Annotated in this window: 16 protein-coding genes and 1 tRNA gene; 13 read left to right on the top strand and 4 right to left on the bottom strand. The window is 61.9% G+C overall.

What is annotated here, in order from left to right; genetic code table 11:
* Positions 1-28: 28 nt before the first annotated feature.
* Both LDN82_RS11315 and LDN82_RS11310 read left to right on the top strand, forming a co-directional pair.
* Positions 29-841: a cyclase family protein gene (locus tag LDN82_RS11315; RefSeq protein WP_224164295.1), complete on the top strand. Its 813-nt coding sequence runs from the start codon at positions 29-31 to the stop codon at positions 839-841.
* Positions 838-2,514 (top strand): thiamine pyrophosphate-binding protein, encoded by a 1,677-nt coding sequence (locus LDN82_RS11310; protein ID WP_224164294.1) that lies wholly within the window; start codon positions 838-840, stop codon positions 2,512-2,514. Before LDN82_RS11315 ends, LDN82_RS11310 begins: the two co-directional genes overlap by 4 nt.
* Before the next feature lie 286 nt (positions 2,515-2,800).
* Here the strand turns inward: LDN82_RS11310 and LDN82_RS11305 are convergent, their stop codons facing one another.
* Positions 2,801-2,941, bottom strand: coding sequence for a hypothetical protein (locus tag LDN82_RS11305; protein WP_224164293.1), 141 nt, complete (start codon positions 2,939-2,941; stop codon positions 2,801-2,803).
* A 237-nt stretch (positions 2,942-3,178) separates the two neighbouring features.
* Here LDN82_RS11305 and LDN82_RS11300 point away from each other — a divergent pair, with 237 nt between their 5' ends.
* Together LDN82_RS11300 and LDN82_RS11295 are read left to right on the top strand one after the other, a co-directional pair.
* Positions 3,179-3,598, top strand: a complete 420-nt coding sequence (locus tag LDN82_RS11300) for a nuclear transport factor 2 family protein (protein ID WP_224164292.1) — start codon at positions 3,179-3,181, stop codon at positions 3,596-3,598.
* Positions 3,599-3,614: 16 nt separating this feature from the next.
* Positions 3,615-4,427: a hydrolase gene (locus LDN82_RS11295; protein WP_224164291.1), complete on the top strand. Its 813-nt coding sequence runs from the start codon at positions 3,615-3,617 to the stop codon at positions 4,425-4,427.
* 30 nt (positions 4,428-4,457) lie between these two features.
* Here the strand turns inward: LDN82_RS11295 and LDN82_RS22620 are convergent, their stop codons facing one another.
* Complete coding sequence (locus LDN82_RS22620; protein WP_275964361.1) at positions 4,458-6,110, bottom strand: helix-turn-helix transcriptional regulator; 1,653 nt, start codon at positions 6,108-6,110, stop codon at positions 4,458-4,460.
* Between the two features lie 158 nt (positions 6,111-6,268).
* Between LDN82_RS22620 and LDN82_RS11285 the strand changes: the two genes are divergently transcribed.
* From LDN82_RS11285 to LDN82_RS11260, 6 genes are all read left to right on the top strand, one after another.
* Positions 6,269-6,655: a hypothetical protein gene (locus LDN82_RS11285; RefSeq protein WP_224090088.1), complete on the top strand. Its 387-nt coding sequence runs from the start codon at positions 6,269-6,271 to the stop codon at positions 6,653-6,655.
* A gap of 218 nt (positions 6,656-6,873) precedes the next feature.
* Positions 6,874-7,269, top strand: coding sequence for a hypothetical protein (locus tag LDN82_RS11280; RefSeq protein WP_224164290.1), 396 nt, complete (start codon positions 6,874-6,876; stop codon positions 7,267-7,269).
* 94 nt (positions 7,270-7,363) lie between these two features.
* The gene (locus LDN82_RS11275) at positions 7,364-8,038 is read left to right on the top strand and encodes a DUF6766 family protein (RefSeq protein ID WP_224164289.1); all 675 of its coding nucleotides are present in this window, start codon (positions 7,364-7,366) and stop codon (positions 8,036-8,038) included.
* Between the two features lie 115 nt (positions 8,039-8,153).
* Positions 8,154-8,226: transfer RNA gene (locus tag LDN82_RS11270), tRNA-Lys, on the top strand.
* Positions 8,227-8,270: 44 nt separating this feature from the next.
* Positions 8,271-9,167, top strand: coding sequence for a LysR family transcriptional regulator (locus tag LDN82_RS11265; protein WP_224164288.1), 897 nt, complete (start codon positions 8,271-8,273; stop codon positions 9,165-9,167).
* Between the two features lie 184 nt (positions 9,168-9,351).
* Positions 9,352-10,839, top strand: a complete 1,488-nt coding sequence (locus LDN82_RS11260; RefSeq protein ID WP_224164287.1) for an NAD-dependent succinate-semialdehyde dehydrogenase — start codon at positions 9,352-9,354, stop codon at positions 10,837-10,839.
* A 230-nt stretch (positions 10,840-11,069) separates the two neighbouring features.
* Here the strand turns inward: LDN82_RS11260 and LDN82_RS11255 are convergent, their stop codons facing one another.
* A complete protein-coding gene (locus tag LDN82_RS11255; RefSeq protein WP_224164286.1) occupies positions 11,070-12,485 on the bottom strand; it encodes a ferredoxin reductase in 1,416 nt (471 codons plus the stop codon).
* Positions 12,482-13,783, bottom strand: coding sequence for an aromatic ring-hydroxylating dioxygenase subunit alpha (locus tag LDN82_RS11250; protein WP_224164285.1), 1,302 nt, complete (start codon positions 13,781-13,783; stop codon positions 12,482-12,484). The genes LDN82_RS11255 and LDN82_RS11250 overlap by 4 nt, the downstream gene beginning before the upstream one ends.
* A gap of 163 nt (positions 13,784-13,946) precedes the next feature.
* Between LDN82_RS11250 and LDN82_RS11245 the strand changes: the two genes are divergently transcribed.
* The 3 genes from LDN82_RS11245 to LDN82_RS11235 all read left to right on the top strand — a co-directional run bounded on the left by LDN82_RS11245 (position 13,947) and on the right by LDN82_RS11235 (position 18,431).
* Complete coding sequence (locus LDN82_RS11245; protein WP_224090081.1) at positions 13,947-14,879, top strand: LysR family transcriptional regulator; 933 nt, start codon at positions 13,947-13,949, stop codon at positions 14,877-14,879.
* A gap of 487 nt (positions 14,880-15,366) precedes the next feature.
* Complete coding sequence (locus tag LDN82_RS11240; protein ID WP_224164284.1) at positions 15,367-16,404, top strand: glycine betaine/L-proline ABC transporter ATP-binding protein; 1,038 nt, start codon at positions 15,367-15,369, stop codon at positions 16,402-16,404.
* Positions 16,404-18,431, top strand: a complete 2,028-nt coding sequence (locus LDN82_RS11235) for an ABC transporter permease subunit (protein ID WP_224164283.1) — start codon at positions 16,404-16,406, stop codon at positions 18,429-18,431. The genes LDN82_RS11240 and LDN82_RS11235 overlap by 1 nt, the downstream gene beginning before the upstream one ends.
* Positions 18,432-18,479 lie beyond the last annotated feature (48 nt).

The following is an 18,479-nucleotide window of genomic DNA, read 5'->3' as shown; positions in this document are numbered from 1 at the left end:
ACCCACACATCAATCCGACAGGAGAACAATGTCTGTTCTAAATGAGCTCACCGCAGCCTTGTCAGCCGGCGCCATCGACGTCGTCGACCTCACCACGCCGCTCAGCGGTGACACTCCCATCCTGAATCTGCCGCAACCCCTGGCCAACACGGTTGGACTCTCGCTGACTCCCGTCAGCAATTTCGACGACGCCGGACCGGCCTGGGCGTGGAACGACGTCACGGTGGGCGAACACGCCGGGACGCACCTGGACGCTCCCGTCCACTGGATCACGGGCAAGGACGGGAAGTCGGTGGACCGGATCGAGCCGCATCGTTTGGTGGGGCCGGTCGTGGTGATTGACAAGACCGCCGAAGCTGCACAAGACGCCGATTTCCTGCTGGAGCCCGAACACTTCGAGCAGTGGCAGCAGGAGCATGGCCCTTTCCCGGAAAACTGCTGGGTCATCTTCCGCACCGGCTGGTCCGCACGCGGCGGTAACGCCGCGGACTTCATGAACGCTGACGACGCCGGCCCCCACACCCCGGGGGTCTCCGCGGCCGGCGCCAAGTGGCTCGCCGGCAATGCCTCCATCAGCGGCTTCGGCGTGGAAACGGTGGGCATCGACGCCGGCCAGGCCGCCACGCTGGACCCTATGTTCCCCGTCCATTCGTTCCTGCTCGGCGCTGACAAATATGGCGTGACGTCGCTGCGGAACGTTGACCGCCTCCCGGTCACCGGCGCGACGCTGGTGGTCGCACCGCTGCCTATCGTTGGCGGGACGGGCAGCCCCAGCCGCGTTTATGCTCTGGTTGACAACTCAGCACATACGGCAAGCACGGCATCGGAGCCGGGCGCATGAGCGAGCAGGTAAGGGTCGCCACCCTGGTGGGCCGGACACTGGCAAAGCTGGGAGTCGGCCACGTCTTCGGGGTGGTGGGAAGCGGCAACTTCGACGTCACCAGCACCCTGATGAACGCCGGTGTTCCCTACACCGCGGCCCGCCATGAGGGCGGCGCTGCCACCATGGCCGATGCCTACTCCAGGATGTCGGGCAAGGTGGGCGTGGTGACCACACACCAAGGATGTGGCCTGACCAACGCGATTACCGGCGTCGGAGAGGCTGCCAAGAGCCGCACCCCCATGATCGTGCTGACGGCTGATACGCAGGCGGCAGCCATCCGGTCCAACTTCAAGATCGACCAGGATGCTATGGCGCGCAGCGTAGGGGCCGTGGCAGAACGGATCCACTCCCCCGAAACGGCCGTAGCGGATACCGTCCGGGCCTTCCGAACGGCGGTGAACGAGCGCAGGACCGTGGTGCTCAGCTTGCCTTTGGATATCCAAAGCGGAACCGCCGCAGACACGGTGGGTACCGTCGCCGTGCCTGTGCCGGCGCGGCTTCGTCCGGATACCGGTGCAGTGAACCAGCTGGTAGAGCTAATCTCGAATGCGAAACGCCCCGTGTTCGTCGCAGGCCGCGGTGGCCGGGGCGCCCGGGATTCCATCCTGGCCCTGGCCCGGCACGCCGGGGCGCTGGTGGCGACCTCGGCCGTGGCCAATGGGCTGTTCAACGGCGATTCGCATAATTTGGGCATCTCCGGCGGGTTCTCCTCCCCTTTGACCGCGGAGCTCATTACCTCAGCGGACCTGATTATCGGGTGGGGTTGCACGCTGAATATGTGGACTATGCGTCACGGCAGGCTCATCTCTGCCGGAACAAAAGTAGTCCAGATCGACGTCGAAGACTCCTCCTTGGGCGCCAACAGGGCGATCACACTGGGCGTACTGGGTGATTCCGCCCTCACCGCGGAGGACGCCTTGGAAGTCCTCAAGACGATCCAGCCTGCTGCGGCTGAAAAGTACCGCACCGAGCAGAACGCCCTCGCCATCAAACAGAGTGCACGGTGGCGGGACGTGGAGACTCCGGACCTGGGCACTTCGACGTCCATCGATCCCCGGGTGATCAGCCGGGAACTGGATACAATCCTCCCGGCAGACAGGATCGTCGCAGTGGATTCGGGCAACTTCATGGGCTACCCCAGCCAGTACCTGGCGGTGCCGGACGAATTCGGATTCTGTTTCACCCAAGCGTTCCAGGCGATCGGCATTGGCCTCTACACGGCAATCGGCGCTGCAATGGCGCAACCGCATCGGTTGCCCGTCCTGGGTGCCGGAGACGGTGGTTTCCTGATGGGCATCAGCGAACTGGAGACCGCCGTCCGGCTGAAGCTGCCGCTGGTTTGCATCGTCTACAACGATGCTGCGTATGGCGCTGAGGTGCATCACTTCGCTGAGCACCACGCCCAGGAGGAACTGGGCAGCGTGTCCTTCCCAGAGACGGATATTGCCGCAATCGCCAGGGGATTTGGGGCCGACGGCGTGACAGTCAGGACCCTGGAGGACCTTCAGCCAGTGCGGGAATGGGTTGCGGCCTTCCGCGACGGCGGACAGGACCGGCCCTTGGTTATCGATGCCAAGATCGCCTCGGACGGTGGCTCCTGGTGGCTGGCGGAGGCCTTCCAAGGACACTGATCCCGGGATGGGTTGTCGGAGAAGGGTTGGGGCGCGATGCTGCCCCAACCCTTCTCACGGTTGCGTACTTTCACACAGTTGATAAGGGGCTGCGACTGTTAAGGGCTGCGACTGCCGGCACATCCGATGTCCCAGGTGATCCAACGATGGACAGCGCATCATCACGGGCCTTCGGACCCAGGAGACCGTGCAGCTTGGTGAAGAGCTCCTTGGCGGCCAGCCCATGCAGTTTCACGGCCCTACCTGCTGTACGTGCTGTACACGCAAGGAATTTGTTCAAGTGTGTCTAGATGAAGATGAGGCCAGCCCACGGTGTGGCAACCGGCGTAGTGCCGTCGAACACGGAGCGGAACTCTTCATCGAGCAGAGCGCCCATGGTCAGTTCCTGTGAATGTGCCTTGATCTCATCAGAGCGTGAACCAGACATCTTTGTCTCCTTAGTTCGGACATGAGGAGCGGGCCACCACTTGCGGTGCCCCAATGCTTCCAGACAAAAGTTTATATCGATACTATGACGCTCGTAAAGAGATCGACATATAGATTTCTCGCGTAGAGGGGCTGGAGTAGTGGGCTGATACAGCGTAAATTGGCGCCAGGTTCGGCCCTCCTGTCTACCCGTTCGGGAACGGGGCTAGAAGTAATCACGGAGCAGAAGGAGACCCGGTTGAGTGAAGTCATAGACCGGCTCTTGGAGGCGATGAACGCGCACGACCTCGAAGCGGTGGCAGCCCTGTTCGACGCCGATTACCACAGCGAGCAGCCTGCCCACCCCGGTCGGACATTCGTAGGCAAAGGACAGCTGCATGCGAACTGGGCTGCGATGTTCGCTGGAATCCCTGACTTTCGGACAGAATTGATCCGTTCAGTCGACGACGGGAACATCACGTGGACAGAATGGTCGTGGACAGGCAATCGTACCGACGGGGAACCATTCCATGCCCGTGGGGTCACCCTCTTCGAAGTAAAGGACGGCCTGATCACCTCCGGAAGGCTGTATATGGAGGATGTCGAACGCGAGATAGTAGGGATCGATCAAGCGGTCGAAAATCTGTCCGGGCGCAGACCGGATACGTCCGGGATCTGAGGGGGAAGGGATAGCTGTGCTGATCTGCGCAACCTGTGCCGTTGAACGCGGCGAGCCGACGCCGGAAGTCTGCCCGATCTGCGCCGACGAGCGCCAGTACGTGCCCGAGGACGGACAAACGTGGATTTCACTCGACGAATTGGCGCAGGCTGGCCAGCAGTTACTGCTGGAAGAGAACGAGCCGGGACTTATCGGCATCAGAACTGCGCCGAAAGTCGGGATCGGTCAAACTGCCCAGCTTGTAGTGACACCACAGGGTTCGCTGCTGTGGGACCCCGTTGGATTTGTTGATGACATCAGCGTGAAAGCAATCCTTGAACGAGGCCCGGTTGTGGCGATTGCAGCCAGCCATCCCCACATGTTCGGGGTACAGGTGGAATGGTCACGCCGGCTTGGCGGCGTCCCCGTGCTTGTGGCGGACGCCGACCGGCAGTGGGTTGGTCGGAATGATGCGGTCATCTCCTACTGGTCCGGCAGCAGGACCATCACCGAAGGATTGACGTTGCACCAGACCGGAGGCCACTTCCCCGGCAGCGCGGTAGCGCACTGGACTGCGGGAGCAGGAGGCAAAGGGGTCCTGCTGACCGGAGACAGCGTGTTTCCAAATCCGGACCGCCGCTCCATCGCCTTTATGCGCAGCTACCCGAATCATCTACCGCTTTCGGGAGCGGTAGCATTGCGGGTCGCCGCACAGCTGGAAGAACTCACGTTCGACAGGATCTACGGCAACTTCAACAACATCATCGTCTCCGAAGCCAAAGCCGTTCTGCACGATTCAGCCCAACGGCATGCTGCCTGGGCGCGAGGCGACTTTGACCATTTGACGTGATGGGGCAACCTGGCGCCCAAAGACACTCGGCTACGGGGCGATGTTAACGATCCCCTGCCCGATGGCATGCGTGGCTGCTTGCGTTCGGGAGCTCACGCCCAGCTTTTCGAGAATGTTGGTTACGTGCCGGTGGACGGTCCGCTCGCTGATGAACAGCTCGCCGGCAATTGCCCGGTTCGTCCGGCCACGCACGATCAAACGGAGCACCTCCAATTCGCGTGGCGAGAGCCCGTATTGAGGGGGAACGCCCTGCTGCCGGAGCATGTTCTCAACCTCGGCCAGGTCGGCACGGGCGCCGAGACGCGTGAATTCCTGTCGCGCTGATTCAAGCTCAAAGCCTGCGGCCTCGTGGTCCCGCACACCCCGGCAGGCCGTCGCGAGGAGGACCGAGCACCGCGCGACCTCGTAGGGGACATCCAGCCCACGCCATAGGTCAGCGGCCCGTCGAAGTTCGGGAAGTGCCTTCTGACAGTCACCGTCGGCAAGAGCGAGCTCGCCCAGGGCCCGCGCGTGGGCTGCGCGAACACTGTCAGAGGCGAAATGCTCGGCGAGGCTGCCTATCTCCTCGGCAGCGGCCGCGGCCTCGCGGCCAGCCCCGGCCGCAAGGAGGACCGTCACCGCCGCGGGCAGCAGGTCCACGCGGGCACCTGATCCCGCGGATTCCCCGAGTGCGCGCCGGATACCCGCGGCCGCCGCTGGAACATCGCCCAGGGAAAGCCTGAGCAGTGCCAGCCCCGGCTGCGTAGGACCTCCCGAGAAGGCGGCTGCCCGGAAGGACGCCTCTGCCTGGGGGAAATCGCCGAAAAGACGATGCGATTCACCGAGTTCGTAGCGGGCGTGGCCGATAAGGCGTGTGCCCGCACCGTCGGCCAAACTCCGACATGCCTCCTGAAGCTCAGCGAGGGCCGCCGCCCATTGTCCCGCGAGCCGGAGATGGACTGCCCGGTATGTAAGGCAATTGCCATAGAAGGGCCCGCCGAATGGGGGCACCGCATCCAACCAGGATCCAAGGGCTATGCTCCACTCGCGGACCCGCGACACATCCCGGGCCTCCATCTGGCACGTGCCGATGGCCGCGCAGAAGAGCAGGCTCGTGGTCCTGGGGGTGGTTTCGCCCACCACAACACGGAGCATCGCATCGTCCAGCCAAGCCAGTCCGTCCGCGAGGTGGCCGGACTTGACCAGTGCGCGGCCGGTAAGAAGCGTCGAAAAAGCCAGCTGATCGGCGTCGTGCGCGGCAGTGGCCGTCGCCCGGGCGCGCGCGAGAAGTACGCCCGCCTCGTCATACGCGCCCGCCGCGATGAGACCGTAAGCCTTAGTGATGAGCAGCCAACCGGGGTCTCCCCCCACGTCGTCCGGACCGAGTTCGCGAGCCCTTGCCATCCAGCCGCTGGCCTGGGCGAACTCATTATTGAGGTTGTAGGCCTGCCACAGCCAGAACGCTGAGGCGAGCGCGGCGCGCACCTGACCCTCCGCTGCCCGTACTTCGAAGGAACGCTCAAGCGCGGGTATCGCATCCTCATTCAGCCCTGCGATCTGTGCGCACTCCGCGAAGCGCTCCACATCCTCTACCCCGAGTGCCGGCAGTCCGCCGGCGGCGCGAAACTCCTCGCACGCCTCCCGCCACTGGTACTCCATGTGGAGCGTCCGGGCCCTCGCCAGGTGATCTGCCTCGTCGGCCACGTCCACCTCCTGATCACCAGTATGCATCGGTGGACTGGGCAGAACTACCCAACGCCGGGACGGCGAAGCCGGCCCGAACTCCCGATGTCCGGGCGGGGCGCCAGCGGGATCCTGAAGGTAATCCGCAAGGTGCGGATCCCTTGATTCAGGAGGCAATCATGTCAGAGCCGTTCATCTACTTCAGCACATATAAGGTGCGGGCCGGTCATCTGGAGGAAGCCCTCGAAGCATGCCGCGAGGTGTCGCGGCTTGTGGAGAGCCGCGAGCCCAGGATGCTTATTTTCCAATTCTTCGGCGACGAATCAGGCCGGAAAATCACCTGCCTTCAGGTCCATGCCGAAGCAGAGTCCATGGCCAATCACATGTCCGTGATCAGCGATCATCTGGCACAGTCCGGTTCATGGATCGAGTCCTTCACCAATGCCGTCACACTGGGCGAGCCACCAGCCGTCCTGACGCAGTGGTATGAGGAGGCCGGCGAGCAATTGGATCAGTTCCCGCGTCGCATAGCGGGCATCACCAGAGTTGGGTCGCCCGTAGGGTGAGCACAGGCCCTGATGAAGGTAGGCATTGAGGACCACCGCGGAACTGCCCAAAGTCGCTGGATAAGGCGGCGACGTGCAGTTCACCTGGCTAAGCAGTTCCTGGGTTTACACTAAAGCCATAGCAGATCCTCAGGTTGCTTAGTGTCGGTGGCGGGGAGGGACGCATGGGTGCATGTCGAAGGTTCGGTTGCCTGGTCCAGTCTCTTAAGCTGGGGCCCATGCGCAGAATAATCCCCGCCACTGCCGCCAGCCTTCTCCTCTTTGCTGCGACAGGTTGCGCCGTAGATACTGCCGGCGCAACCAAGGTCGCTGAGGATTTCCATCGTGCCGTAGATGCCTCGGACTGGGCTGCTGCCTGTGATTTGCTGCAGCCCACGGTCCGGGACAAATCTGAAGAGCAGGACGGTGACGACTGCCAGACCCACTTGGCGTCGCTACATCTTCGAGCCTCCGGAGAAGTGGTCAAAACCGAAGCCTATGGCCGGGAAGCATTGGTGCAGTTCGAGAGGGGTAACGTTTTCGTCGCTGTTTCCGGCTCAAGTTGGCGTGTGACAGCTGCCGGATGCACTCAAAGGGAGGAAACCCCCTATTCCTGTGAAGTAGGAGGAAGATAGCAATGCGTGTCGCCTTTAGCCTCTATCTCATTCTCATTTTCGGTGGTCTTGCCTACCTGGCCTCCGTGGGACTGGTTCACGGATAGGACGCGACGTGAAAAAAGCCTTGAGGAACAACGGATTAAGCCTATTTTTCGGTCTGATCTTCATCCTTGCGTTGGCGGGTCAGGCCATTACTGGACAGGCAGTCTTCAACGAAGACCAACTCACTGCCGGCCTTGATGAAATCACCTTCCTCCAATACATCACTTCTTCCAGCTTCGCGGTTGACGTGTCGGAAAACTGGCAATCCGAGTACCTGCAGTTTCTCCTCTACATCACAGCCACCATTTGGCTGCTTCAGAAGGGGTCCCCGGAATCAAAAGAGCTGGACAAGCCCGGCCTGGAATCCGACGAAGAACAACTCGTCGGTGAGCATGCCAACGCCAAGTCCCCCGCATGGGCCAAGGCAAAAGGTTGGCGCCTGACCGTATTCTCGAACTCGCTCGCCGCAACAATGGGTCTGATTTTTATCCTCTCGTGGCTGGTCCAATCCATCACAGGCCACGTTGCCTTCAACGAAGAGCAACTTCGCAACTTCCAAGAGCCCCTGTCCTGGGCTGAGTACCTGGTATCACCTGACTTTTGGAACCGCACCCTGCAGAACTGGCAGTCGGAGTTCCTTGCGGTCGGATCCATGGTGGTCCTTTCCATTTACCTTCGCCAACGGGGATCACCGGAGTCCAAACCTGTTGGCGCAGCCCATGATGCCACCGGAACCAGCGGCTGACCCGGCCGGGAATACCTCGTGGTGAGGCACGGTTAAAGATTGCGCCCACAATGAATCACGCCATGTGACCCTGGCCGAGCCGGAGTCCTGCGCGCATGGCTCCGGCGCGATTCCGGCATCCGTAGCTCAGTGGTCAGAGCAGGGGACTTTTAATCCTCGGGTCGTGGGTTCGAACCCCACCGGATGCACCGAAGTGGAAACTACCCCGCCTGCGCACGCGTAAGCTACCAGCATGCTCGACCTCCATCGCCTCACCCTCCTCAGGGAAGTCAAGCTGCACGGCAGCATGAGTGCCGCCGCCCGCGAACTTTCGTACAGCCACTCCGCGATCTCACAGCAGCTCGGTTTGTTGGAAAAGGAAACAGGTGTCGTTCTTCTCGAACGGGTGGGGCGCAATGTCCGGCTCACCCCTGCAGGCGAGGAACTCGTACGCAATACCGAGGCAATACTGACCGCGATGGAGCGCGCCGAAGCTGATCTTGCGACCTCCCATGAACGGCCCCAGGGGATTGTGACCATAGCGGCATTCAGCACTATCAGCCGAAGCGTAATGCCTTTTGCGCTGGCCGAACTGGCCCGAAACTATCCCGGACTGGACGTCAGGTTGCGACGCGAGGATCCCGAGCAGGCAGTCGTTCAGCTGATCTCCCGGCAGGTCGATGCCGTGGTCAGCGATGCGTTTCCCGGGACTGCAGTGGCTCCGCCCGGAGGAGTGCACACCACCCTGATCGGCCAGGACCCAATCCGCGGCTATCTGCCGCATGGCCTGGAGTTTGCTGACTTTGACGATCTAAAGCAACTGCGCTGGGTAGCAGAGCCACTGCACACCGCCTCATCACAATGGGCCGTGCGCGTCTGCCGCGAACTAGGCATCGATCCGGTCATCTCCTATGTTTCTTCGGACCTTCTTTTCCACCTCCGCATGGTTGAACAGGGCCTCGCCGCGGCCTTCCTGCCTGACATGGTGCTGCGTGAAGCCGGCAGTGTGATGACGCCCAGCTCCTGGCTGCCAGCGGATCAACAGCGCAGCATCCAGTTCCTGGTTCGGTCCGGCTCTGAGCGCAGCGCTTCCCTGACTGCCGTGCGGGAAGCAATAACCCAAGTGCTGCACGCCAAACACAACATGTAAGAAAAACTTACATAAGTACGTCAAAAAGGTTCGCTTTTATTTACTTTCGCACGTAATTACATTGGCTTTAGGCACAAAACCATCATGCGTTGGTTATCGATCGCGGCGAAACGCAGATCATCCGTTGGAGATGTACGCGTCTTCGTACCGCCATCGACCAGGCCAGTACTGAAAGAGAGAATCGATGAGCCTCATATCCGACGTCGCTGCACCCCTGATTGCGGCCGACTCCGCCAGCGTCAAACACGCCGATGCCGTCATCCGATCCATCAGCCTTCCCAGCTCGGGCATCGAAGTCCAGGACCCCGCGACAGGCGAAACCATAGCCCATGTCCCCGACGCCGATGTTGAGGCCGCGCTGGAAGCTGTTGCGACAGCCGACAAGGCTGGAACGCCCTGGGCCAGGTCCAGCCTCCGCCAGCGCGCCGACGTACTCCACGCCTGGTACAACAAACTCGTTGAACACACCGAAGACCTCGCCCACCTGATCTCCCGCGAAATGGGCAAGCCCCTCGCCGAAGCCCGCGGCGAGGTCAAGTACGGAACCGATTTCGTCCGCTGGTACGCCGAGGAAGCAGTCCGCCCCGCAGGAAACTTCCGCGAGACACCGGATGGTGGTGCGAGCCTCCTGACACGCCGCTCCCCCGTCGGCCTGGCGGTCCTGATCACGCCATGGAATTTCCCCTTGGCGATGGCCACCCGAAAAATCGCACCCGCCCTGGCTGCGGGATGCCCCGTAGTCATCAAGCCTGCGACCCTCACCCCCCTCACGACGTACTTTGCCGTTCAACTCGCGGTCGAGGCAGGGGTACCGGAAGAACTTATCCAGGTCATCACGACCTCAAAATCAGGTGCGTTCAGCGAAGCCGTCCTGCTCGATCCCAGAGTCAGGAAAGTTTCTTTCACTGGATCGACGCCGGTGGGACGCCAGCTGTTGCAGCTTGCCTCCCAGAATGTCCTCCGAAGCTCAATGGAGCTTGGCGGCAACGCACCGCTCATCGTCTTCAACGACGCCGATCTGCAGCGGGCAGTGGACGGAACGTTTGCCGCGAAACTCCGCAATGGCGGCCAGTCCTGCATTGGAGCCAACCGGATCTACGTCCAGGACGGAATAGCCGATGACTTTGTTGCAGCGCTCACCGAACGCTTCGCCCAGGTCGCTGTGGGAAGCGGGCTCGGACAGCAGACCGGACTCGGCGCGCTGATCGACGACCGTGCAGTCGCCCAAATGCAGGCCTACACCGAGAACGCCGTGGCTCTGGGAGCCACACTGCTCACCGGCGGCCACGGTTACGACTCCGCAGGCAATTTCTTCGCCCCGACCGTCCTGGACCGCGTCACCGAGGATTCCGACGTCGCCCAGTCCGAGATTTTTGGCCCCATCGCGGCGATACAGCGCTTCAGCTCCGAAGCCGAAGTGATTGCCCGCGCCAACGCCACGGAATTCGGCCTCGCCGGCTACGTCTTCACCGAGAACCTGGACCGCGCCCTTAATGTCGCCGACAATCTCCAGACAGGAATCGTCGGCATCAACCAAGGCGTCCCATCCAACGCAGCCGCCCCCTTCGGAGGCGTCAAGCAGTCAGGTCTCGGACGCGAAGGAAGCGCCGAGGGCCTCGAAGAATACGAGAACATCCGCTTCTACAACGTAGCGCGACGCGCCACATCCTAGCCCGTGGCAAGGCTAAGGGCCGGACATCTGCATTGCTGCAGTTGTCCGGCCCTGGCCGACGGAACCCTTGGGCACCAACCGCCAAACGTTGGGGGGTTATTGGCAGTTATTTGGGCTCCGCTGCATCCAGTAAAGACCAACGGGCAGTCTTGGTGCACGAGTAGTTTGTACTCGTCTTTCGTCCGTAACCGTGGCCACGCTACCTGTCCCGCTATCTCCGCAGCTGGAAGCTAGGCATCAATCACCATATCGGTCCGGGCTGTGGAGCAGCAGGGCAGGAACTTGCCTGCATCGATTTCCCTGGCCCGGATCCCGCCCTGGTGGTTCATCTCCACCTCCCCGGAAAGCTTGACGACCTTGCAGGAGCCACACATGCCTTCCTTGCAGTTTGCGCCGATCCTGACGCCCGCACGCTGGGCCGCCCCCAGAATGTGCTCGGTGGGATCGATGCGTACATTGATTCCCGTGCGCATGAAGGACAGCGTGAGGCTTCCCGTTCCGACGGTGTCGAAACTTGAGGCATCCGGGGACGCGGTCTCCGGCTCGGTGTCCGAACCGCCGTCGAGGGCTTCCGGACCAGCCGCATCAGCATCGACGGTTTCCAGCGGCAGTCCCCCGGCCTTCAGGGTTCCCTCGGCGTCGTAGCCTGGCTCGTAGAGCCCGAACGCTGTGGGCTGGCTTTCAAAGTAGTCCTCGGCGGAATCGGCGATTTCCTCCGCGATTTCCTCGGCAATGTCCGCTGCATGCGCCAGCTCCGCCTGGTATTCAAGGAGCGTCTGGCGGTCGCCGGTGAAGAACTCCATGTAGATGGAGGTGTCGTCGACGCCCACCTTCTTGAGGAGCTCGGTGGCAGTGTTCAGGTAGCCCTCGGGACCGCAGGCATACACCTGGCGGCCGTTGGCATCGGGGGCCACCTCGTCGAGCATGGCCGCCGTCAGCCTCCCGCTGAGTCCTTCCCACCCCTCGGGTTTGCTGCGGTCACCCAGGGAATAGAAGACCTTTACGCGCGAGTCCACGGACGCTATGTACGCCAATTCCTGGTGGAAGGCAAAACCCCCGGCTTCCGCTCCGTGGTACAGGACAACAACGTCAGCATGCCCCGGCAAGGAGTGGATGGTCCGCACCATGGACATGATGGGCGTAATGCCGGCTCCAGCAGCGAGCAAGAGGTAACGAGCACGCCGGTCCGCGTCGGGCAGGTGGAACGCGCCGACTGGCCCGAGCATCTCCAGGACGGTACCTGGCTTGACGTTTTCGTGCACCCACGGCGAAACCAGGCCGCCACCATCGCGCTTGACGCTGATGCTGAAAGTCCACGGCTCGGTGGGCGAACTGGACAGCGAGTAGCTGCGGTCCACCGGTTCCTTGTCCTCGCCGTTCACGGGAAAGGCCACGTTGACGTACTGCCCTGCACGGAACGCAAGAGGGGCGCCGTCGCAGCGCCGGAACACGAACGTCATGAGGCCGCCCGCTTCCGGAACGGTTTCCACGCATTCAGCCATGAACTCCTGCGGGTGCCAGGGGCCCAGGGCACGGGCAGCACGGGCGGGTGCCTCGGTGCTGCCCATCACCCTGTTCCACGGCATTTCAAGTCCACGGATCCGCTGTGGCTCCTGGATTGCCGTCTCTGTGAGGAGTTCAATCATGCCAAGTGCTCCTGCACGCGCTGTACGTACCAGTTGATGAACGCCTCAACCTGGTATTCGCTCTTCATGTACGGGCCGGGCTCGTAGGCGGGGCTGCCGGCGCCCTGCTGGCACAGCTCCACGAAGGCCTTGTCCTGCAGGTTGGTCTGCTTCCAGGTGTAGGTCAGCTTCTCGAGGTCGTAGTCAACGCCTTCCACGGCATCGTCGGCTACCAGCCAGGTGGTGCGGACCAAGGACTGGTGCTCATTGATCGGGAAGACACCGAAGGTGATCACGTGGTCGCCCAGGAAGTGGAACCAGCTGTTGGGCTGCAGGTGCATCGAGCAGCGGCCAAGGCGGAAGTCGGGCAGGTCACCGAGCAGCTTCTTGGACAGCCGGCGGCCATCGGCGGAGAACGATTCGCCCTCACCGTCCAGGGATTCGCGCGAGATGCGGATTCCGGCGATACGGGTGTCCAGTTCCTCAACTACCTCGTAGGGCAGGCCGTAACGGCGGCAACGCTCTTCGAGCGAGGACTGTGCTTCCTTGTTGCGGTCCCAAACTTCCTCGAGATGGGCCGGGATCAGCCCCTCGGTCAGGCCCCACGTGGGGAAGAGCGAGCAGGCGAGTTCCGGATGCCCGTCGCAGTGGTAGCACTCACGGTTGTTCTCCATGACGAGCTTCCAGTTGCCCTCTTCGATGATGTTCTGCTGGTAGGCAATCTTCGTCTTGGACAGATCGTGGGGCGCGAGGTAGGGCTCGAAGATCTTGGAGGTCTCGTCAAAGTCCGTCGGCGGTTCATCAGCGATGCAGACGAAGATGAGGCCGGCAACTTCGCGGCTGTGCGCACGCTTGAGCGCGAAGCAGTTCTTGTCGAACTTCGCTTCGCCGGGAGCGGAGGCGTGGATCAGGTTACCTTCCGCGGAATAGGTCCAGGAGTGGTAGCCACAAACGAGGTTGCCAGTGGACCCGGCAGCTTCGGTCAGGACGCGGGCGCCACGGTGGCGGCACACGTTGTGCAGGACGTTCACGCCGCCGTCGTCGTTCCGCAGCACAATCAGCGAGTAGGGGCCATAATCCACAGTGATGTAGTCACCCGGCTCCGGGAGTTCTGCGACGCTGCCGGCAAAGATCCAGTGCTGGCCAAAAATGGCCTCCATGTCGATCTTGAAAATCGTGGGGTCTGTGTAGAAGGGGGCATCGAGGGAATATCCCGTGCGCCGGAACTCGAACAACTGGCTGATCTCTGCCAGCTGCTCTGCAGGCAATGATGAAGCGAGTTTTCCGCGTGAATTGAGGGGCAAGACTGGAGCAGACATGTGTTTCCTCCCGGGAGGCCTGGGTTAGCGTGCGATTCATGGCGACCAAGGGTGCTTGGGTGCAACCGATGTTGTATTCAAAATCCTTGTAGTCATGAGATTAGGGACGAATGCGCTGCAACAAAAGCGCAACATTTGGAAGATAACCGTGCACAATAGGTGCATGATCGATGCGAGACTCATCACACTTCGGGTGTTTGCCCGCTGCGGCACCATTGGCGCCACCGCGGAGCTCACAGGTTATTCTCCCTCCGCCGTGTCGGCGCAGTTGCGGGAGCTCCAACGCGTACTTGGAATGCAGCTGCTGACGAAGGACGGCCGGGGGGTGCGGCTGACCGCCACGGGCCGCTTTCTCGTGGCGGGTTCGGACACGCTCATTGCCGACTGGGAGAGCCTGCGCGCCGCAGCCATGAAGGCCGGGGACCAGGTCCAGTCACATTTTGGCCTCGGCGGATTCTCGACGGCGGCCGCCCAGTTGCTTGCGCCACTCGCCGCGACTCTTCGCTCAACGCGCCCCCAACTGGAAGTGCAAGTGCTCGAGGCCAACCCGGCCCGCTGCTTCGACTTGTTGGTTGCCGAGCGAATCGACCTTGCAGTCATCGTCGCCATGCAGTCCGACACTTACGCCGAGGACGATCCGCGTTTCGAACAGACCGTCCTGCTCGATGACCCCCTGGACGTGATCATTCCCTCTGACCATCCGTTGGCATCGCGGGAGACAGTGACACTCCAGGAGCTGGCGTCGGAACCATGGATCACGGAGGCCGCCGGCTCCACCTACCATTCCCTCTTCACTGCGGCGTTCACCGCGGCCGGGGTAACACCACGAATTGCCCACGAGGCCGTCGAGTGGGAAACCCAAATCGCCTTCGTGGGCGCAGGGCTGGGCGTGGGTCTGTTGCCTAGACTGGCGCCGCTGCGTAGTGCAGAAAACGTAGTTCGCCTCCGGATCACGGGCAGGGGTAAGCCGTCGCGCCGCATTGTCGCTGCCGTGCGCCGCGGCAGCATCACCTCGCCCCTGATCCAGGAATCGCTCGGCATCCTCCAGTTGAGCGCCAATCGAATTCTCACTGCCCGGCCCGAAGACGACCTCTGAGATCCTGACGCCGGTCGGAACCAGTACGGGCCAATGCCGTCATACGACTCGACGGCACCGTCACAAAGCAGCTTCCCTCGCGGTGACCCTTCCCTTGACGTGGTCCAGCGCCCAACCCGCCAATCATTGGGATGGCGCAAGCGTCACCCACGGTGGCTGTTGGCCATCGTTTTTATTTATTTCCAAACCTTGACAGGTGGAGTGAGATACATCACTGTTGCGTATTACGGGTGATGTTGATGCATGCACAACCAGCAACATGCAGATCAGGTCCGTTCGCAGCGAAGAAGATTTACAGTGCCCTCGCGACATCGCGCAAGGATTTGCCCGCGGGCGTCTGGAGCATGGCGTTGAGAGCGCTGCCTCCACCGGCGTATCCCCCAGCTTTCCCCAAGCTCAGTGGGGGACTTCGGCGAAAAGGCAAGCAGCAAGACATCCACTCAAAGCCCGGCCATTGGTTCGAGCCGCCATAAGCAGGAGTACAGCAATGAACAGCCCCGACATCTCAGTACGGAACCTCTGGAAAGTCTTTGGCCCCGCTGGTGAAAAGATCCCCGGTGATCCCCGGCTTTCGTCCCTTAGCTCTGCTGAACTGTTGGCAGCCTCAGGCTGCGTAGCGGCCGTCCGCAACCTAAGTTTCGACGTCGCAAAGGGTGAGGTCTTCGTCGTTATGGGTCTCTCGGGATCCGGCAAATCAACCCTTGTCCGCTGCCTCACCCGGCTTATTGAACCCACTTCAGGGCAGGTAATGGTGGACGGCAAGGACGTCCTGCAGGCAGGCGTTGGGGAGTTGCGGGAACTTCGCCGGCGGAAGATGTCCATGGTGTTCCAGCACTTCGGACTCCTGCCTCACCGGACGGTTTTGGACAACGTATCCTACGGGCTGCAAATCCGCGGGGCGGCTAAGAACGAGCGCTACGGCCGGGCTCGGGAAATCATTGAACTGGTCGGCCTGAAGGGGTACGAACAGCACTATCCGGACCAGCTGTCCGGCGGTATGCAGCAGCGTGTCGGCCTTGGCCGGGCTTTGGCAGGCGACCCGGACACCATCCTTTTCGACGAGCCCTTCTCTGCATTGGATCCCCTCATCAGGCGTGACATGCAGGCCGAGGTAATCCGGCTCCACAAGGAAATGGGGAAGACCATGGTGTTCGTCACCCATGACCTTTCCGAGGCACTCAAGCTCGGGGACCGCATCCTGATCATGCGCAATGGCGAGATGGTCCAGTGCGGCACCGGGGATGAGTTGGTGGGATCTCCGGCAGATAAGTACATTCAGGATTTTGTGTCCGAAGTTCCCCGCGCGGACGTCCTGACCTTGAAGTGGATTATGCGTCCCTTGATGGATGGAACGCCCCTGGATGCTCCGGTCCTCAGTTCCAGCATGATCATCCGGGACGCCATAACAACCGTGATGCATTCCTCCTGCCCCGTCCTCGTGGAGGATGAAGCAGGCAGGATCATCGGTCAGATCGACCGTGACAGCATCCTCTCTGTGCTGCAGCCAGCGGAAGCAGCGGCCTGATGACTACGCTTATCCGGGATCAGGAAAAGATCCAGCCAGCCTCCTCCCCCGTTAAGGAACCGCGCCGCCTGCCCAGTCGCCGCACCATGCTGCTGGTTGGCGCGGGCGTCATCTGGATCCTGGGCTTTCTGATCCTGCACGGGACGTCCACCCTGACTTTGCCTGCCTCCGAGTTGACGGATCTGCACCGCTCACTCAACCAGTTCAACGCCTGGGTTGCGGCCAACCGGGCCGACAACCCCGTCTTCCTGTATATCTTCACACCACTGCGGGCCGTGGTGGACAACGTCGCCAACCTCTTCATCACGCTCTTTGCGGCGAGTTCAACCGGCCTGCGGCTGCCTGAAATTGGCTGGCTAGGAACCGTAGGACTACTTGGCTGGATTGCGTTCGCCGTCGGGAACGTCCGCGTGGCTCTCCTGACCGTATCCGTCTTTACCTTCTTCGGCATCCAGGGTCTGTTCGTTGAGGCCACCTACACGTTTGCCTTGGTTCTTACCGCTGTGCTGCTGACACTCCTGATTGGGATCCCGCTCGGTATCCTCGCCGGTGTCTCCAGCCGAGTTGCCACAGTGATCACGCCGGTACTGGACTTCATGCAGACGCTGCCCACATTCGTCTACCTGGCCCCCTTGGCGCTCATCTTCCTCATCGGCCCGGCCTCGGCCGTCATTGCCACCGTCATCTACGCCGCGCCTCCGGTAATCCGCCTCACGGCCCACGGTATCCGAAGCATCCCGGAGAACACCCGGGAAGCCTCGGACTCGCTGGGTACCACGGGCCTGCAGCGGCTGCTTACCCTGCAGCTTCCCATGGCCAGGCGCACAGTTGTCATGGGAATCAACCAAAGCACCATGGCGGCTCTGTCCATGGTCACTATTGCGGCACTGATCGCCGCTCCAGGACTCGGCCAGGTCGTTGTCCGCGCGCTGCAATCGCTCGACGTCGGAACTGCAGTAAATGCCGGCCTCTCCATCGTCCTGCTCGCGATCGTGCTGGACCGGGTAACCACCGCAGCCAGCCGCCGGGCGGAACCGGGCGCTGCCCGGAACGGCCGGATCTCGCGCAGGAACCGATACATAGTCCTGGGTGTCACGCTGGGCCTGGCCCTGGTCATGGTCCAGTTGTCCAGGAGCTCATTGTGGGCCGCGGCTTTCCCGAAGGACTTCAACATCGGCCCGGCGATTGTCCAAGCGGTCAGCTCGGCAAGTCAGTGGATGCAGAGCAACCTGTCCCTGTTCACAGTGTCCCTGCGTGAATCGGTCACCACTGGAATCCTGAACCCGTTCCAGTCCCTGCTCACCGACACGCCTTTCTACATCCTCGTGGGCGTCATTGCCTTGGCCGCTTACGCGTTGGGCGGTTGGAAGCTCGCCGCCGTAACCACCGCCTGCCTTGGTGTCATCATCTACCTTGGCCTCTGGAGCGATTCCATGGTCACCCTCGCCGGAACGCTGGTGGCCACCGCTCTTGTCATGGTCCTTGGTGTGGTCTTCGGCGTCGCGATGGGCCGTTCCGAAAGGGTAGACCAAGTCCTTCGGCCAATTCTGGACGCCGGCCAGACGATGCCCGCGTTCGTTTATCTTGTTCCGTTCCTGGGACTCTTCGGCGCTACCCGTTTCACGGCGATCATCGCAGGCATCATCTACGCAGCTCCTGTCGCCATCAAAATCACCGCCGATGGCATCGCAGCAATCTCACCCACTGTCCTTGAAGCTGCCATTTCCAGCGGCTCAACGCCTTGGCAGGTCATTACCAAGGTCCAGTTGCCGATGGCCAGAAAGTCCCTGGCACTCGCCGCCAACCAAGGGCTGATCTACGTCCTTGCCATGGTGGTCGTGGGTGCCCTGGTCGGTGCAGGCGGACTCGGGTACGACGTCGTCGCCGGCTTTGTCCAAAGTTCACTGTTCGGCAAGGGCCTGGCCGCAGGCCTTGCCATCGTGTTCCTCGGCATCCTGCTCGACAGGATGACCCAGGCTGCGGCAGCAACCCCGCTGCGGAAAATTGCCGCGGCCAAGACCCCCTGAACCTGGTCGCTCCAATGAACAACCATTCCCGCCATACTCCCACCCCCC

The organism is Arthrobacter sp. StoSoilA2 (genome assembly GCF_019977195.1).
GTDB lineage: Bacteria > Actinomycetota > Actinomycetes > Actinomycetales > Micrococcaceae > Arthrobacter.
The sequence above is the reverse complement of the archived record's forward strand: the minus strand, read 5'-3'. Positions and strand labels throughout refer to the sequence as shown.

Bases quoted from the DNA above. Each gene is read 5' to 3' on its own strand.
- LDN82_RS11315 (WP_224164295.1), top strand. From the start codon at position 29: ATGTCTGTTCTAAATGAGCTCACCGCAGCCTTGTCAGCCGGCGCCATC.
- LDN82_RS11310 (WP_224164294.1), top strand. From the start codon at position 838: ATGAGCGAGCAGGTAAGGGTCGCCACCCTGGTGGGCCGGACACTGGCA.
- LDN82_RS11305 (WP_224164293.1), bottom strand. From the start codon at position 2,941: ATGTCTGGTTCACGCTCTGATGAGATCAAGGCACATTCACAGGAACTG.
- LDN82_RS11285 (WP_224090088.1), top strand. From the start codon at position 6,269: ATGTCAGAGCCGTTCATCTACTTCAGCACATATAAGGTGCGGGCCGGT.
- LDN82_RS11280 (WP_224164290.1), top strand. From the start codon at position 6,874: ATGCGCAGAATAATCCCCGCCACTGCCGCCAGCCTTCTCCTCTTTGCT.
- LDN82_RS11265 (WP_224164288.1), top strand. From the start codon at position 8,271: ATGCTCGACCTCCATCGCCTCACCCTCCTCAGGGAAGTCAAGCTGCAC.
- LDN82_RS11260 (WP_224164287.1), top strand. From the start codon at position 9,352: ATGAGCCTCATATCCGACGTCGCTGCACCCCTGATTGCGGCCGACTCC.
- LDN82_RS11255 (WP_224164286.1), bottom strand. From the start codon at position 12,485: ATGATTGAACTCCTCACAGAGACGGCAATCCAGGAGCCACAGCGGATC.
- LDN82_RS11250 (WP_224164285.1), bottom strand. From the start codon at position 13,783: ATGTCTGCTCCAGTCTTGCCCCTCAATTCACGCGGAAAACTCGCTTCA.
- LDN82_RS11245 (WP_224090081.1), top strand. From the start codon at position 13,947: ATGATCGATGCGAGACTCATCACACTTCGGGTGTTTGCCCGCTGCGGC.
- LDN82_RS11240 (WP_224164284.1), top strand. From the start codon at position 15,367: ATGAACAGCCCCGACATCTCAGTACGGAACCTCTGGAAAGTCTTTGGC.
- LDN82_RS11235 (WP_224164283.1), top strand. From the start codon at position 16,404: ATGACTACGCTTATCCGGGATCAGGAAAAGATCCAGCCAGCCTCCTCC.